The sequence below is a fragment of the Lactobacillus sp. ESL0680 genome, assembly GCF_029392855.1.
In the GTDB taxonomy this organism is placed as follows: domain Bacteria; phylum Bacillota; class Bacilli; order Lactobacillales; family Lactobacillaceae; genus Lactobacillus.
Map to the genome: position 1 here is coordinate 1,197,558 of NZ_CP113945.1, position 17,690 is coordinate 1,215,247.

10 protein-coding genes, 6 tRNA genes, 2 rRNA genes and 1 riboswitch are annotated in these 17,690 nt (G+C 41.5%); of the genes, 3 read left to right on the forward strand and 15 right to left on the reverse strand.

The window, feature by feature from the left end; translation table 11 throughout:
• Positions 1-24 precede the first annotated feature (24 nt).
• The 4 genes from argS to OZX58_RS05690 form a co-directional block, all read right to left on the reverse strand.
• Positions 25-1,710 (reverse strand): arginine--tRNA ligase, encoded by a 1,686-nt coding sequence (argS, locus tag OZX58_RS05675; RefSeq protein ID WP_277140614.1) that lies wholly within the window; start codon positions 1,708-1,710, stop codon positions 25-27.
• A 258-nt stretch (positions 1,711-1,968) separates the two neighbouring features.
• On the reverse strand, positions 1,969-2,613 hold the full coding sequence (locus tag OZX58_RS05680; RefSeq protein WP_277140615.1) for a L,D-transpeptidase family protein: 645 nt from the start codon (positions 2,611-2,613) through the stop codon (positions 1,969-1,971).
• 63 nt (positions 2,614-2,676) lie between these two features.
• Positions 2,677-3,519: an NAD(P)H-hydrate dehydratase gene (locus OZX58_RS05685; protein ID WP_277140616.1), complete on the reverse strand. Its 843-nt coding sequence runs from the start codon at positions 3,517-3,519 to the stop codon at positions 2,677-2,679.
• A gap of 2 nt (positions 3,520-3,521) precedes the next feature.
• Entirely contained in the window at positions 3,522-4,811 is a 1,290-nt protein-coding gene (locus tag OZX58_RS05690) for a serine hydrolase (protein ID WP_277140617.1), read from the reverse strand.
• A 100-nt stretch (positions 4,812-4,911) separates the two neighbouring features.
• On the opposite strand from OZX58_RS05690, the gene OZX58_RS05695 reads away from it, so the two are divergent.
• Positions 4,912-4,995 (forward strand) — tRNA-Leu (locus OZX58_RS05695).
• Between the two features lie 86 nt (positions 4,996-5,081).
• The gene (locus OZX58_RS05700; RefSeq protein WP_277140618.1) at positions 5,082-5,303 is read left to right on the forward strand and encodes a PspC domain-containing protein; all 222 of its coding nucleotides are present in this window, start codon (positions 5,082-5,084) and stop codon (positions 5,301-5,303) included.
• Between the two features lie 125 nt (positions 5,304-5,428).
• Here the strand turns inward: OZX58_RS05700 and OZX58_RS05705 are convergent, their stop codons facing one another.
• Both OZX58_RS05705 and leuS read right to left on the reverse strand, forming a co-directional pair.
• Positions 5,429-7,072, reverse strand: coding sequence for a polysaccharide biosynthesis protein (locus OZX58_RS05705; RefSeq protein ID WP_277140619.1), 1,644 nt, complete (start codon positions 7,070-7,072; stop codon positions 5,429-5,431).
• Positions 7,073-7,170: 98 nt separating this feature from the next.
• The gene (gene leuS / locus OZX58_RS05710; protein WP_277140620.1) at positions 7,171-9,585 is read right to left on the reverse strand and encodes a leucine--tRNA ligase; all 2,415 of its coding nucleotides are present in this window, start codon (positions 9,583-9,585) and stop codon (positions 7,171-7,173) included.
• 287 nt (positions 9,586-9,872) lie between these two features.
• Here leuS and OZX58_RS05715 point away from each other — a divergent pair, with 287 nt between their 5' ends.
• Positions 9,873-10,511, forward strand: coding sequence for a phosphatase PAP2 family protein (locus OZX58_RS05715; RefSeq protein ID WP_277140621.1), 639 nt, complete (start codon positions 9,873-9,875; stop codon positions 10,509-10,511).
• A gap of 42 nt (positions 10,512-10,553) precedes the next feature.
• Here OZX58_RS05715 and OZX58_RS05720 read toward each other — a convergent pair whose 3' ends face one another.
• From OZX58_RS05720 to OZX58_RS05760, 9 genes are all read right to left on the reverse strand, one after another.
• Complete coding sequence (locus tag OZX58_RS05720) at positions 10,554-12,005, reverse strand: MDR family MFS transporter (RefSeq protein ID WP_277140622.1); 1,452 nt, start codon at positions 12,003-12,005, stop codon at positions 10,554-10,556.
• A 17-nt stretch (positions 12,006-12,022) separates the two neighbouring features.
• Positions 12,023-13,222: a methionine adenosyltransferase gene (gene metK, locus OZX58_RS05725; RefSeq protein ID WP_277140623.1), complete on the reverse strand. Its 1,200-nt coding sequence runs from the start codon at positions 13,220-13,222 to the stop codon at positions 12,023-12,025.
• Positions 13,220-13,307: riboswitch (SMK box riboswitch) on the reverse strand. (Overlaps the previous gene by 3 nt.)
• Positions 13,308-13,373: 66 nt before the next feature.
• Positions 13,374-13,446, reverse strand: a tRNA-Val gene (locus OZX58_RS05730).
• Positions 13,447-13,450: 4 nt separating this feature from the next.
• Positions 13,451-13,522: transfer RNA gene (locus OZX58_RS05735), tRNA-Glu, on the reverse strand.
• Positions 13,523-13,655: 133 nt separating this feature from the next.
• Positions 13,656-13,728, reverse strand: a tRNA-Val gene (locus OZX58_RS05740).
• A 639-nt stretch (positions 13,729-14,367) separates the two neighbouring features.
• Positions 14,368-14,459, reverse strand: a tRNA-Ser gene (locus OZX58_RS05745).
• Positions 14,460-14,465: 6 nt separating this feature from the next.
• Positions 14,466-14,538 (reverse strand) — tRNA-Asn (locus OZX58_RS05750).
• Positions 14,539-14,549: 11 nt separating this feature from the next.
• Positions 14,550-14,666: ribosomal RNA gene (gene rrf / locus OZX58_RS05755) — 5S ribosomal RNA — on the reverse strand.
• An 82-nt stretch (positions 14,667-14,748) separates the two neighbouring features.
• A 23S ribosomal RNA gene (locus OZX58_RS05760) occupies positions 14,749-17,660 on the reverse strand.
• Positions 17,661-17,690 lie beyond the last annotated feature (30 nt).

The following is a 17,690-nucleotide window of genomic DNA, read 5'->3' on the forward strand; positions in this document are numbered from 1 at the left end:
TTGTTTTAGAAAAATATTTTTCAACTACATTTCCTTAGGTGCGTTAACTCCTAACAGACAAAGAGATTCAGTCAAAACAATTGATGTTGCTTCTACTAGCGCTAAGCGGGAAGCGATTTGCTCATCATTGGTCAAAATCTTGACATTGGCATAATACTTGTTGAATTTTTTAGCCAAATCTAGTGCATACTTAGCAATAATTGATGGCTCAAACTTATCACTGCTGCGGGCAATAATTCGAGGGAAATCAGCTAAGGCTTTAGCCACACTAAAGGACCAGTCATCATTTAATTTCAAGTTGCTTAAGTCAGGTTTTTGGTCCATCTTTGCAGCTTTGCGCAATACGCTTTGTGCCCGAGCATTTGTGTATTGTACATAAGGACCAGTATCACCTTCAAAGCGGACAACTTCTTCTAAGTCAAAGTCAAAGTTATCTGTCCGATCATTCTTTAAGTCATGGAAAATAACGGCACCAACACCAACATCATGAGCAACTTGCTTTTGCTCTGCTAAGTCAGGGTTCTTTTGTTCGATTTGCTTTTGGGCAAGTGCAACTGCATCTTTTAATACCTTATCAAGGAAGACGACGTTACCCTTACGTGTTGATAGCTTTTTACCACCCTGCGTAATTAAGCCAAATGGAACATGGTAAATTTCATCGGCCCAGTCATAACCCATCTTCTTTAGAACTGTCTTAAGTTCCACAAAGTGTTGTGCCTGCTCATTTCCAACCACATATAGCATCTTCACAAAATTATAGCTCTTCATCCGGTAAAGTGCTGCAGCAATATCACGTGTCAAATATACACTAGTACCGTCTGACTTAACAATTAAAGCTGGATTCTCATCCTCGCCCATGTCAACAACCTGCGCGCCTTGAGATTCATGCAATAAGCCCTTTTGCTTCAACTCATCAATAACCGGTTGCATCTTATCATTGAAGAAGGCTTCACCCTTGTAAGAGTCAAATTCAACACCTAAATCTTTGTAAATACGCTTAAAGTCAACCAATGAAACTTCACGGAACCATTGCCATAACTCAACGGCTTCTGAATCACCATCTTCTAACTTCTTAAACCAAGCACGACCTTCATCGTCAAGTTCTGGATGCTTTTCAGCTTCAGCGTGGAACTTAACATAGTACTTGAACAAATTCATGATTGGGTCTTTTTTAACGTCTTCTTCATTACCCCAATGCTTATAAGCCGCAATCAATTTACCAAATTGTGTACCATAATCACCCAAGAAATTGATCTTTACTGGTGTATAACCAACCTTTTGCAAGGTTTTAGCAATTGAATTACCAATTACGGTTGACCGCAAGTGACCCATTGACATCGGCTTGGCAATGTTCGGGCTGGACATATCAATCGGAACATTACCTTTACCCAATTCTTGGTCACCAAAATGTTCTTTTTGGGTTAAAACTTCAGTCAATGTTTGTGAAATTAATTTTTCATGATTAATTGCAAAGTTGACATACGGACCAACTGCTTGAATATTAGAAAAAGCTGGACTAGACAATTGCTCTGCAATTTCTTGGGCAATTTCAGCAGGATTTTTATGCATCACTTTAGCTAATGCAAAAGCTGGAAAGGCATAATCACCCATTTTTTCATTTTTTGGTCGTTCGATTAACGCCGCAATTTTTTCCTTTGGCAAGTCAACTTTTGGTGCCAATAACTCGACTACTTCATTTTTGAAATTCATTTTTACCTCACTTTACAAAAAAAGTCTCTTTCTGCTCATTCAGAAAGAGACGAGTTCTTACCCGCGGTACCACTCTATTTGATACAAAGTATCCGCTTATTAAATTTACTGAATTATCGGTTAGACACGCCTTCATACAATTTTACCAACCTGCCTTACACCAGCTGCAGACTCGCTAAATGGGAAATTGCCTACTACTTCTAATCGTTCTCAGCACAAATTATAACAGGAAAAAGAGTCTTCGCCAACTCTTTTTGGCTAATTATTCTTCACAATTACTTTGGTACCCGACTTAATATTTTTCATTATCCATTGCGAATCAGGTACGCTTAGACGAACACAGCCATGTGACCCCTGCTGCTTCCCCAACTTCTTAGCTTCTTTCAAATTATATTGACCATTATCTTTAGTTGGCACTGAATGGAACAAATAAACGTCATTTTTATCCCAACTGGTCCAATTGTTGGCGCCCTCGTTTAAATTAGGATTATAAAACGATTCCCCGCGATTATCTTGAATCTTAAAGGTACCTGTTGGTGTTAACGACTTGCCCTTTTTGAATAATCCGCCACTAGCCAGCATAGTATAGACACGCCGGTTATTACGCAAAATATATACTCTGTTGCCCTTAAGCGAAACACGAATCGTAATATCGTTTTCCAATCGCTTAATCTTAGGATATGGTTTACGTTCGCTTGGCTTGCGCCAATTGTACGGTCGACGCAAATCGCTAGGATCTTGATAAGGACGAAAAGAAGCAGCTGTCTTTTTAACTACAGTTTGGTTTGCCTTGGCATTACTTGTTTCTTCATGAGTTTGCGGCATTGAAATTCGGGCCAAACTAATGACGCAAATTAAAATTATAAAACAAAAAGTAAGCGGCTTTAGTAGACTTTTTTTCATTCTCATCCTTTCTTTCTAACACGTAGTCCTATTTTACAACAAAACCAATTCTATATAACTATTTTAATTTGCATATTTTTTCATTATCTGCGGCAACAAGCTGCTGACTTTGGTCGGTCGGACCACATAATCTGTCCGGGCAATCTGATCGCCAGCCAAAGAATGAATGTAAACGGCAGCCATAATCGAATCAAGATTATTACCAAATTGAGCGCAAAAGCCGCCAATAATGCCGACAAGCGTATCACCCATGCCCCCAGTTGCCATCCCTGGATTGCCTAATGGATTAACAAAGATTGTCCCATCCCCGCAATAGACATGCGTGTGATTAGATTTCAAAACCAAAGTGGCATTTTGCTGTGGAAATAACTCATTTAGCGCCGTTAAATTAGCGCTATCAGTCTGAAAAGCAATTTTAATCTGACTCAAGCGCTGCCATTCCATTTGGTGAGGTGTCAAAATAATTTTACCAACATGCTGGGGAATTAAACTTCGCTTCTCAGCGATTAAATCAAGACCGCTGGCATCCAAAACCAGCGTTTGCTCACCAGTTAAAGTTTTACACAACATTTGCATTAACTCTTGCGCAAAACTACTTAGTCCCAGCCCTGGACCACAAACAACCACATCCATCTTTTTAATTAACGCTGGCAAACCATGGTCGTGCCAATCAATATACATTGCCTCTGGGTCACGCGCATGCAATGCCGAAAGATTAAGCGAGTGCGTTGCCACTGCTACTAGACCGGCACCACTATTTAGAGTGCCCTCAGTAGCCATAATTATTGCCCCACCATAATTCTCACAGCCGCCAATTAATAACACACGGCCATAATTGCCCTTATGAGTCTCACTTGATCTTTTTTTAATAACTTTAGTTAAAATATCTGCAGGAATTGCAATCATCTTTAACCTCCAAAAAGCCAGCGCCAGAAGCGAACTAAAAAGTTGACCCGCGTTGTCCCCTGAAATGACTTAGCTGGCAGGTGCATCCCAGCAGGATTAGTCAGTGAAATCAATTGTTCTGATCCTGCCTTAAACTTGTAGTCTGTCACTGTTTGTCCAGCCGTTACAGGTGCTTCAACCTGTTTATCAGCTAGTTCAACATGCAATTTAGCACCCGTCATTGGTGCCCAAATTTCACTATTCTCTTTCATTCCAATGTTAACCTGACGCGCCTTGCCGTTATGAACTTTCATACTAGTAAGACCAGTGATTACTTCATTTTTATTAAAAATAATCGGTCGATAATTATGGTAAAGATAACTTAATAAGTTCTTGGTCTGGATGAACCGCGACGGATCGGTGCCATCACGGTGCTCAGCTCCCATCACGACAGTAATAATCCGTGCGCCGTTATGCTTGGCCGTTGCGATAAAGCACGCACCAGCCGCATCGGTTGTACCAGTCTTTAAGCCATCAACCTTTAATTGCGGATTGTATTGCGATAAGCCCTTAAGCATCCAGTTAAAGTTAGCCATCGGCGTCTTGGTATTCTGATCGACAAAAGCCAAGTGAGCAATCTTAGTTGTCTTAATTACTTGAGGAAAGTCCGCTATCAAATGCTGCCCCACAATTGCCATATCCTTAGCTGAAAGTTCATTTTCTGAATTACCAGAAGCACCAGGATAAGCATCTGCACCCACATTTTTATTTGGCAGTCCACAAGTTGTATAGATTTGCGCATCAGTAATGCCCCATTTGGTTAATTGCTGCCGCATCTGCTTGACAAACGGCTCTTGGGCGCCACTGACAGCTTGGGCTAAGAGCATTGCAGCACCATTGGCTGACTCAATCAAAGTCGCCTGATAGAGCTGCTTAATGCTATACTCGTGGCCCACATGCAGCGGAACATTAGAAAAGTCCTTATTGTTGGCAACCCGAATAATTGCATCGGTTGGTTTTACCTTAGTTTGCCAGGTTATCTTTCCCTCTTTGATTGCTGTCAAAGTCAAATAAACCGTAATCAGTTTGGTCATCGAAGCAATTGGCAGCGGCTGATTAATGTTTTTACCATATAATAGCTGACCAGTCTTACTATCAATTGCAATCGCCGACTTAACATTTAACTTCAGCTGATTAGCGTGATAGTCATTTGGTACTTGAGTTGCCGCGGAAACTGGCGTTACCGGCAAAATAAGTACCATCGCCGCTATCAGAGCAACAATAATTCTGTTAAATTTATGCTTAAAAGTCATAAATCCTCCTTAATCAGAAAAAATTTTTAGATATTTTTCGTTTTATGCTTACATTTTACCAAATTTTTGGTATTATTATTACTGTGTTAAAAATATTTAAGCCCCGATGGCGGAATTGGCAGACGCGCAGCGTTCAGGTCGCTGTTTAGGTAACTAAGTGAAAGTTCGAATCTTTTTCGGGGCATCAGTAAAAGCTAATCTATGATAGATTAGCTTTTTTTATTAAATAAAATTGTAAATTAAATAAAATTGTAACAAAGGAGCAAAACAATGCATAAGCATTTAACAAAATCACGCGATAAAATTTTGACTGGTGTCTTAGGTGGAATTGCCGAATATTTCGGTTGGGATAAAGCATGGACAAGAATTATTGGTGGTGCTCTGATTTGCTTCACTGGTTGGGGACTAGTACTTTATATTGTTGCTGCCTTCGCAATCCCAGAAAAAGGAACACATGATGATGTCCTAAATGGTGAATACACTAAGCGTTGATTTAGCAATTAACGCTATAATTATGTTACAATAAGGTTCCTTGGCAGGGGCGTACAAAAATAGCTTATCAGCTACTTTTGTAACCAAAAAAGACGCTATCACAATTAAGTGATAGCGTCTTTTTTCTATGCTTGAATATGTAATTTTCTTAAAATCGGTACAATCTTGTCACCCAAAATCTTCTGGGCTAATTCAGACTTGATTGCCGCAAAGACATAGAAGATCCCACCAACAAGAACAGCTACGGCAACAAGTACTAATGCCTGCCAGCGAACTGCCGGATTTAACACTAACTCCAAGCCCTTTTCAACTGCTAAAACAAGCAGAAACATAATGATAGAGAAGGAAGTAATGCCAATAAAGCGGCGACTGGTTCGACTACTATTAAAGTTATAGCTTACCTGCAAATGCTTCAAAGCCAAGAAAATAATTACCAGCATCCCCAAGTTGGTTGCTACCAAAGGTCCATAGACTTTGAAGATGTAGACCATCGGGTACTGCGCAATTATCTTAATAATTAGTCCCAGCACAAGGTACTTTATTGCCAAACCATTTTCTGATAAGCCTTGCAAAACAGACATTAAAACCGTAAATAACCCTAGCGATATCGCGGTAAAAGATGACAAATACAAGATATTCGAACCTAATTTATCATAACCATAGAAGATTGTATAAATCGGTGTCGATATTGCTGCCATCCCGAATGACGCTGGTATCATGACAAACAAAAATAAGTCTAGCGTGTTGCCAATCTGCTCAGAAATACCGTGAAAATCATGCTTAGCATGAGCTGCTGAAAGTAGCGGAATCGCGGTAACTGCCATTGCACTAGCAAGCGACACAATTATCATAATTAACTTGTTAGCGTTGAGTGAAAACAAGGCATACCAAGTTTCAATCGTGTTATAACTTACCTTCACTAAACTGGCAATCATTGGATGAAAAGTATACTGGTCAACTAAATAAAATAACTGAATCCCCGCATCAATGATAATAAACGGAATTGCTTGAGCGATGATTTCACCAAACAAGCCCATTGTTGAAACTTCAATTTCATTATTTGAGTTAGCAACAAGGTCATTCAGCTTATGTCTTCGTGAAAACAAAAACCAAACTAGAATTGCAATTCCAAAAATCGCACCAATTGCCGCTGCTAAGTTTGACTGCACAACCGCGTCAACAAAAGAGCCATGCTGCACCTGCATAATCACATAGGCAGTTAACAACATCCAGACAACGCGAGCAAGCTGTTCCACAAATTGCGATACTGCCGATGGCATCATATCCGCATATCCTTGGAAATAGCCCCGCATAATACTCAAAATTGGGATAATCAAGATGGCGTAAGACAAGCTGCGCATCACCGCAACTTGGCGCGGATCACTGCGTGAACCGTTAGAAGCCAGCAGTGGCGATGCAACATACATAATAATTGCCGAAACAATCCCTAGCGCCACCATTAGCATTAGACCCTTACGAAATAATTTGCGGCCAACACCGTATTCATTAAGAGCATTATACTTGGCAACCTGCTTAGCTACTGCCCCAGGAATCCCTGCCGTTGAGATCAAGATAAAAATACTGTAAATATTATAACTTCTAGCTGTCAGCGCGTTAGCAATGTTGCCATACGGCTGCATCCAGATGAACCACGGAATGATGTATAGCGCACCCAAAATCCGCGACGTAATCGAGCCAAAAGTCATCCATGCACTACCCTTAATAAAGGTATCCTGCGTGTTTTGCTCTTTTAAATTATTTTCTTTCATTAAATTTTCCCTAAATCTAGTGTACTAACCATACTATTTTGCAAGCAAAACTGATAATTCTCAATCAGATAACTATCCATTTTAGGAAAAATTAAATTTTATTTTGCAACAATGTTAACAATCTTGTTAGGAACAACAATTACCTTCTTAACATCTTTGCCTTCCAAGAATTTTTGGACATGTGGCAATGCTAAAGCCTGTTCTTGCAAATCATCTTTAGCAGTATCCTTAGCAGCCTTGAAGTTGCCACGTAATTTACCATTTACTTGAACCATAATCTCAACTGTTGATTCAACTAACTTGGCTGGATCATAAGTTGGCCATTTGGCAAAGGTAACTGATTCATCATGACCCATAATTTGCCAGATTTCTTCCATCATGTGTGGTGCAACTGGTGCCATTAAGGTAATGAAGCCTTCTACATATTCTTGTGGAATCGTCTTAGCCTTTTGGGCGGCATTAACAAAGACCATCATTTGTGAAATTGCAGTATTAAAATGCAGTGCCTCAAAGTCTTCGGTTACCTTCTTAACTGTTTCTGCATAAACTTTATCCAGCTCACCATCGTTCTCTGGAACAATATTTTCTTGTGGAATTGGCTTCAAATCCAAATCATTGACAAATAAGCGCCAAACACGATCCAAGAACTTCTTAGTTGAAGCAGGACCATTGTCATCCCAATCGATTGAAGCATCAAGAGGTCCCATAAACATTTCATAAGTTCTCAAGCTGTCTGCACCATATTCGTCAATCACATCGTCTGGATTAACAACGTTGCCCTTTGACTTAGACATCTTCTCGTGGTTCTTTAAAATCAAACCTTGGTTATATAGACGTTGGAATGGCTCTTCATTTGGTACAACACCCAAATCATAGAGAACCATGTTCCAAAAACGAGCATAAAGCAAGTGCCGAACCGCGTGTTCTGCCCCACCAATGTACAAATCAACTGGCAGCCACTTTTTAAGCAAGTCATAATCAGCAAGTTTTTGATCATTATGCGGATCAACGTAACGGATAAAGTACCATGACGAGCCAGCCCAGTTAGGCATTGTGTTAGTCTCACGTTTACCCTTGCGGCCATTTTCATCAACCACGTTAACCCAATCTGTCAAGTTAACAAGCGGACTTTCGGGCGTACCAGATGGCTTAATATCAGTTGCATGCGGTAAAACTAGTGGTAATTGGTCTTCTGGAACTAAGGTTGTTTCGCCATCTTCCCAATGAATGACAGGAATTGGTTCACCCCAGTAACGTTGACGGCCAAATTCCCAATCACGCAGTTTGTAGTTGACCTTCTTTTCACCAACATTGTGGTCTTCCAGCCAAGCAACCATTTTCTTCTTGGCATCATCAACATTCAAACCGTTTAAGAACTCGGAATCAAAGTGGACACCATCACCGGTATAAGCTTCCTTAGTAATGTCGCCGCCCTTAATTACAGCCTTAATTGGCAAGTTGAATTTTTGGGCAAATTCGTAATCACGGTCATCATGAGCTGGAACTGCCATAACAGCACCCGTACCATAAGTTGCTAAAACATAATCTGAAATCCAAATTGGAATTTCTTCATTGTTAACTGGGTTAATTGCATACGCACCCGTGAAGACACCAGTCTTATGCTTGTTCAAGTCAGTTCTTTCCAAGTCAGACTTAGATTCAATTTCCTTAACGTAAGCATCAACATCAGCCTTGTGTTCAGCTGTTGTAATTTCTTCAACCAACTTGTTCTCTGGAGCTAACACAGCATAGCTGGCACCAAACAAGGTATCAGGACGAGTTGTGAAAATATCAAAGGTCTTGTCAGAATTCTTAATCTTGAAGGTAACTTGCGCACCAACTGAACGACCAATCCAGTTACGTTGCATTTCCTTGACATTTTCCGGCCAATCAAGATTGTCCAGACCAGCAAGAAGACGGTCAGCATAAGCCGTAATCTTGAGCATCCATTGCTTCATATTACGGCGATAAATTGGGTAGCCACCACGCTCAGTCTTACCATCAACAATATCCTCATTAGCAACAACAGTTCCTAAATCCGGCGACCAGTTAACTGGTACTTCAGCTTCATAAGCAAGACCGTTCTTGTACATTTGCTCAAATGTCCATTGCGTCCACTTGTAATACTTCGGATCACAGGTCGCAATTTCCCGGTCCCAATCATATGAAAAGCCCAGCTTATGGAGTTGCTTTTTGAAAGTAGCGATATTTTCCTTAGTAACAACAGCCGGATCCTTACCAGTCTTTAACGCATATTGTTCTGTTGGCAGGCCAAAGGCATCCCAGCCCATTGGGTATAAAACATTATAACCCTGTGCCCGCTTCATTCTGGCGGTAATATCAGTTGCCGTATAGCCTTCTGGGTGACCAACATGCAATCCCTTGCCTGACGGGAACGGGAACATATCCATTACATAATAATTTTTCTTTTTCGGATTATTGCCCGTTTTGAAAGTATCATTCTTGGCCCAATAATCTTGCCATTTTTTTTCGACGACTTTGTGATTGTACATCTATTCTTCACCTCATAAAAAAAGTCCTATGAAACTAATCATAGGACGAATAATCGCGGTACCACCTAAGTTTCATGCCGCAGCATGACCCTCTAACGCTCCTTAACGCGGCAGCACAACGAAAGGTTATTCTCAGGCTCAGTTCACAATTAGTTTTTTTAGTCTTGCACCAACCGACTTTTCTCTAAGGAAAAACAACCTTGCTACTAGTTCCTGACCTTTATTTTTTTATCAATAATGATTATAATTTACCACAAATGCTAAAAAAAACAAGGGGAGAAAAACATTTGAGTAATACAACACACGCCAAAAAAGATACAATTGTGCCCGCAACTATCTTTTTGGCTCTTTATACAATTTGGGCAATTCTAGTTTCTTCAGGCAATCAAATCATTCACAAATTTGACCAAGCTGTAATTGGAATTATCTGTAACACCAATCCGGCTAACATTAAATTCGCCACAACCTTTACCAATTTGGGCAACACAAGTGTTATTGTGCTTGAGACGATTATCTTATTTATTATCTTGGTCGTCTTTAAAAAGTACGCCTACGCTTTCTTTACAGCGGGAACAATGATTGCAGCCAACGGTTACAATTGGGTTATCAAACACGCGATTGCACGCCATAGGCCTTATGTGCACCACTTGGTTGCAGCCCACGGCTATAGTTTCCCATCTGGTCACTCTGTTGGTAGTGCTACGCTATTTGGAATTTTAATTGTTTTAACTATTCTAATGGTCAAAAATAGGGCTGGTAAAACTATTCTGTGCATTATTTGGGCTTGTTTCCCATTATTAATTGGCTACACCAGGATTTTCACACATGTTCATTATCCGTCAGATGTTTTGGGCGGGTTCTTAGAAGGAATTACCTTTGTTTTAATTGGTTATTCTATCCTGTATCATTACTACCTAAAAGAATAGATTGTTAAAAAAAAGCCGACTTCAATCGGCTTTTTTTATTACTTAATTTTCTTCTTGTTTTTTATAGCAAAAGTTAATCAAAATTGAAATCATAATTGCCACCATTGAAACAACATAGACACCCTTTAAGGCACTAAACAATACTTGCCGCAGCTGCGGAACAAGATTAGCAGCAAGCTCCTTAGCCTTAACTGATGAAACAATCTTATTCATCATGCCTTGTGTCAGATTTGGATGTTTAGCAAGTTGGCCAGCAACAATCGTATTGAAGGTAATTCCATAGATTGAAACCATCATTGTTTGCCCTAAATACCGCATCAGCGTATTAAAGGATGTTGCCACACCCACGTTTTCAGGGGCTACCAGGACTTGTGAGCGAACTTGTGATGCGGTTAAAATTGCCCCAAAAGCTACACCATTCATTGTTGCAATAACACAAAATACCCAAAATGGTGTTTGCAGCGGCACAATCAGCAATAGGAAGTCAGCAATTACTAGTAATCCCAGCATACCAAAGAAAGTTTTCTTAACGCCAAAACGCCCAAGCATACTGCCGATTAAGAATGAACCAACAACCCACATGACAGAACTCGGCGTAACCGCAAAGCCGGCAATTGTAGCACTTGTCCCTTTAATTCCCTGCATCCAAGTCGGAATGTAAAATTCAAAACCAATTACAACTCCGGCAATAAATAAGGTAATTAGGTTCAAAGATAAGAACTCTCTGCCTTTGAGCATCGAGAGCGGCAATATTGGGTCGTCTGCCTTCTTTTCAACTTGATAAAAGGCAATTGCACTAATAATGATTAAAGCCACTAGAGCCGCAGTTATCAGCCAATTAAGCGAACCTAATTCTTGAAGTACATACATCAGCGTTAATAATAGAATCGTTAACCAGCAAGTCCCCTTAATATCCAGCTTGACTGCCACTCTTTCTTTTGGTTCATGCAAAAAGAACACAACCAGCAAGAAGGCAATTAAGCCAATTGGAACATTGATATAGAAGACCCAGTGCCAAGACAAGTTTTGAACGATAAAACCACCCAAAAGCGGTGCAATAACAGAAGCTACACCCCAAAAACCGGAATTAAGTCCCAGCATCTTGGTTCGCTTTTTCAAAGTGTACATATCAGCAATAATTGTCATTGCAACAGGCTGAACTGCACCAGAACCAAGGCCCTGAATAACCCGGAACAAGATTAACTCCATCATATTGTGTGCCTGACCGCAAAGGGCTGAACCAATGACAAACAACGCAATACCAAACAAAAAAACTGGCTTGCGACCAATGCTATCTGCCAGTTTTCCGTATAAAGGAGTCGATACAGCCGTCATAAATAAGAAAATTGAAACAACCCAGTTCATAATTTCTAGACCATTGAGGTCAGAAACGATGGTTGGCATTGCAGTTGAAACAATTGTTCCTTCAATCGCAGCCATAAAAGTTGTCATAAAAATCGCAAGCGTAACAACTGGTACGTTTGTTTTTTTCATAATGCTCCTCCTTAAAATTATTTATTTTTCTTTACAAAATCCAAGATTGCTTGAACCTTATCAGTTTTTTCCCATGGTAAATCAATGTCAGTGCGACCGAAATGACCATAAGCAGCAGTTTGCTCATAAATTGGGCGCCGCAGATCGAGCATCTTGATAATGCCAGCTGGTCGTAAATCAAAGATTTCACGAACTGCCTTAGTCAACAGCTCATCGCTGACCTTTCCAGTACCTGCCGTATCAATCATCACGGATACTGGATGAGCAACACCAATGGCATAAGCCAGCTGCACTTCACAGCGGTCTGCTAGATCAGAAGCCACAATATTCTTAGCCACGTAACGTGCAGCATAACTAGCACTACGGTCGACCTTAGTCGGATCTTTGCCTGAAAAAGCACCACCACCATGACGAGCGTAACCACCATAAGTATCAACAATGATTTTACGGCCAGTTAGACCAGAGTCACCTTTAGGTCCACCAATAACAAAGCGGCCTGATGGATTAATCAAAAACTTTGTTTGTTCATCCAAATACTCAGCAGGAATTACCTTGTTAATGACTAAATCAATCATTGCTTGGCGAATTTCTTCATTGGTAACTTGGTCATCCGTTTGAGTTGAAATAACAACCGTATCAACCCGCTTCGGTTTGCCGGCTTTATCATATTCAACAGTAACTTGTGCCTTAGAATCTGGACGCAGCCAGGACAATGTTCCGTCTTTACGAAGTTGTGCAACTTGGCGCATTAACCGGTGTGCAAGTGAAATTGGCAAAGGCATCAACTCTGGCGTTTCCTTAATAGCATAGCCAAACATTAATCCTTGGTCACCTGCACCAATTTGGTCCAAATTATCTTCATCAGACTGATTTTCACGTGTTTCTAGTGAATGATCGACACCGTCAGCAATATCAGATGATTGCTCGTCAATATCAACGAGCACCGCACAATTATTGCCATCAAAACCAAGCTCTGGCTTATCATAGCCAATTCGCAAAACAGTTTTGCGGACAATTGACTGAATATCAACATACGCACTCGTGGATATTTCACCAAATACGTACACAATACCCGTGGTAACGATCGTTTCACAGGCTACATGTGCATCTGGGTCTTGAGCAATAATCGCATCCAAAATCGCGTCTGAAATTTGATCCGCAATTTTATCCGGATGTCCTTCAGAAACAGATTCCGAAGTAAATAAACGTTTTTCCATAATAGTCCCCCTGTATAGACAACAGCTATTCGGTTACAAGGCATCTCCACTTACTCAGCGGATCCTCTCAGGACTTGAACCGATAAATATTAAATTGTTTCGTTCTTTTGTATAAAAAAAGACTACCGTAGATTCGGTAGTCTTAGAACGATGGAGGATACAGGGCTCGAACCTGTGACCTCCTGCTTGTAAGGCAGATGCTCTCCCAGCTGAGCTAATCCTCCAAAGTGACCCGTACGGGATTTGAACCCATGTTACCGCCGTGAAAGGGCGATGTCTTAACCACTTGACCAACGGGTCATAGCCTGAATCAAAGCACTCTTACTAGTATACTAGATACATTGCAAAATGCAAGAATTCTTTCTCAATTAGGAAAAATAATATTTAATTAATCCCATAAATAATGGCGGTGCAATTAACACCACCATTATTATGGAGGATACAGGGCTCGAACCTGTGACCTCCTGCTTGTAAGGCAGATGCTCTCCCAGCTGAGCTAATCCTCCGAGGTCGTTGTCATCTCATGACTACTCTTAATACTATAGCAAAAGGTTGAGGACTTGTCTATCTTTTTTTAGCATTTTTTGCAAAATTCGTAATTTTTTACTTCACTATAATTAAAAAATTAGTAAGCTTAAAACAATTTAACAACACTAGTAAAAAGAGCAATATCAAAAGCAATATCGATTATCAACGTTTTTTATAAGGCAAATTTAGTTATAAAGCATAATATTGATATAAAAAATATCATAAAGAATAACATGAAAAGTACTTGAAAAATTAACCAGTAAAAATTGTAGATAATAGAAAATATTTTTCAATAGAGGAACAGATTTTTACTAGTTTTTTGTAGAACATTTAGATGTCAACCATAATATACCCTACTCAAAACTAAATAGTTTAAAGGTTGTTAACTATCCTAATTTAACAATCCAAACTTTAATTTATCATTTTTACGATCAATACCAATTCATTTTGAATAAAAAGCACACGAAACAAGATCAGTATAATTTCTCTATAAAATTGAATCAAAACTAGGTTTTGAAATATTACATCATCTATATTACTTAACTTCGTGTATATTTATATCAAAAACAAATAAAAAGGCAGTTAAATAATTTTAACTGCCTTTTTAAAATTAATGACGGAGCGTGAGAGATTTGAACTCTCGATACAGGATTAAAACCCGTATACATGATTTCCAATCATGCTCCTTAAGCCACTCGGACAACGCTCCAAAATGCTCCGGCTGTCAGACTCGAACTGACGACATCTTGATTAACAGTCAAGCGCTCTACCAACTGAGCTAAGCCGGAATATTAAAAAAGCACGGCAGCGTCCTACCCTCGCAGGCAGTCTCCCACCAACTACTCTCGGCGTGAAGAAGCTTAACTACTGTGTTCGACATGGTTACAGGTGTTTCCTTCTTGCTATTGCCACCGTACTTTTTTGTTTGAGTTCTTACACTCAAAACTAAATATAATCTCTTGAAAAAACTTTCTTACACTCTCCAGATTGCTCAAGCTCTGGTCAAGTCCTCGACTGATTAGTACTAGTCCGCTCCAAGTCTCACGACTCTTCCACTCCTAGCCTATCTACCTCTTAGTCTTAGAGGTGTCTTACTACTTACGTATGGGAAATCTCATCTTGAGGGGGGCTTCGCACTTAGATGCTTTCAGCGCTTATCCCTGCCATACTTAGCTACCCAGCGATGCCTTTGGCAAGACAACTGGTACACCAGCGGTATGTCCATCCCGGTCCTCTCGTACTAAGGACAGCTCCTCTCAAATTTCCAACGCCCACGACGGATAGGGACCGAACTGTCTCACGACGTTCTGAACCCAGCTCGCGTGCCGCTTTAATGGGCGAACAGCCCAACCCTTGGGACCAACTTCAGCCCCAGGATGCGACGAGCCGACATCGAGGTGCCAAACCTCCCCGTCGATGTGAACTCTTGGGGGAGATAAGCCTGTTATCCCCAGGGTAGCTTTTATCCGTTGAGTGATGGCCCTTCCATGCGGTACCACCAGATCACTAAGCCCGACTTTCGTCCCTGCTCGAGTTGTCTCTCTCGCAGTCAAGCTCCCTTATACCTTTACACTCTGTGAATGATTTCCAACCATTCTGAGGGAACCTTTGGGCGCCTCCGTTACTCTTTAGGAGGCGACCGCCCCAGTCAAACTGCCCATCTGACACTGTCCTATATCTCGCTTAGAGATACTAGTTAGAGTAGCCATCAAACAAGGGTAGTATCCCAACATTGCCTCCAATAAGACTAGCGTCCTATCTTCTCTGGCTCCTACCTATCCTGTACATGTTTAACAGCTACCCAATATCAAATTGCAGTAAAGCTCCATGGGGTCTTTCCGTCCTGTCGCGGGTAACCCGCATCTTCACGGGTATTATAATTTCACCGAGTCTCTCGTTGAGACAGTGCCCAAATCATTACACCTTTCGTGCAGGTCGGAACTTACCCGACAAGGAATTTCGCTACCTTAGGACCGTTATAGTTACGGCCGCCGTTTACTGGGGCTTCAGTTCGAACCTTCGTCTTAATGACTAAGCTCTCTCCTTAACCTTCCAGCACCGGGCAGGTGTCAGCACCTATACGTCGTCTTACGACTTTGCAGATACCTGTGTTTTTGATAAACAGTTGTTTGGGCCTATTCACTGCGGCTGGCTGTTACACCAGCACCCCTTCTTCCGAAGTTACGGGGCGATTTTGCCGAGTTCCTTAACGAGAGTTCTCTCGCTCACCTTAGTGTTCTCCACTCGACTACCTGTGTCGGTTTGCGGTACGGGTACGTTATCTCTCACTAGAAGCTTTTCTTGGCAGTGTGACTACAGAACCTTCGCTACTTTATTTCGCTCCTCATCACAACTTGTGCTTATTGAAAGCAAGCATTTAACTCACTCTCACACTTGTTGCTTGAACATGGGCTTCCAGCGCCATGCGTTCCTTGCCTCCTGCGTCCCTCCTTCGCTATTAACGATTTAACGCAGTACAGGAATCTCTACCTGTTGTCCATCGGCTACGCCTCTCGGCCTTACCTTAGGTCCCGACTTACCCTGGGCGGACGAGCCTGCCCCAGGAAACCTTAGTCTTTCGGCGGACAGGATTCTCACCTGTCTTTCGCTACTCATACCGGCATTCTCACTTCTAAACGCTCCAACTATCCTCTCGATTAGCCTTCACCGCATTTAGAACGCTCTCCTACCACGTGTATTACTACACATCCACAGTTTCGGTACTATGCTTAGCCCCGGTAAATTTTCGGCGCAGCGTCACTCGACTAGTGAGCTATTACGCACTCTTTTAATGATGGCTGCTTCTGAGCCAACATCCTAGTTGTCTACGCAACTCCACATCCTTTTCCACTTAGCATAGATTTTGGGACCTTAACTGGTGATCTGGGCTGTTTCCCTTTCGACTACGGATCTTATCACTCGCAGTCTGACTCCAGTGCTTTGATATCTGGAATTCGCAGTTTATCTGAATTCAGTAACCCCTGACGGGCCCTTCGTCCAAACAGAGCTCTACCTCCATTATCATCCTCGCACCAGGCTAGCCCTAAAGCTATTTCGGAGAGAACCAGCTATCTCCAAGTTCGTTTGGAATTTCACCGCTACCCACAGCTCATCCCCGCAATTTTTAACTTACGTGGGTTCGGTCCTCCAGTGCGTTTTACCGCACCTTCAACCTGGCCATGGGTAGGTCACTTGGTTTCGGGTCTACATCAACTAACTCTCTCGCCCTATTCAGACTCGCTTTCGCTGCGGCTCCGTCTTTTCTGACTTAACCTCGCTAGTTAACGTAACTCGCCGGTTCATTCTACAAAAGGCACGCCATCACCCTTTAATGGGCTCTGACTACTTGTAGGCACACGGTTTCAGGTTCTATTTCACTCCCCTTCCGGGGTTCTTTTCACCTTTCCCTCACGGTACTGGTTCACTATCGGTCACAAATTAGTATTTAGCCTTGCGAGATGGTCCTCGCTGCTTCAACCGGAATTCCTCGTGTTCCGGCCTACTCAGGATCCTGCTCAGTGTGCATTCGATTTCGCTTACGGGGCTCTCACCCTCTCTGGCTTACCTTCCCAGATAATTCTGCTATCTCTTGCACTACCTTATTACAGTCCTACAACCCCAAATGATAAATCACTTGGTTTGGGCTCTTTCCGTTTCGCTCGCCGCTACTTGGGAAATCGATTTTTCTTTCTCTTCCTGCAGCTACTTAGATGTTTCAGTTCACTGCGTCTTGCCCTAACTGACTATGTATTCATCAGCTAGTAGTATGATTGCTCATACTGGGTTCCCCCATTCGGATACCTCCGGATCATTGTGTACTTACCACTCCCCGAAGCATTTCGCTGTTAGTCGCGTCCTTCTTCGCCTTCTTGTGCCTAGGCATTCACCGTGCGCCCTTATTTACTTGACCTTACTCAAGATACTCTCTCGGTCGCTCTTG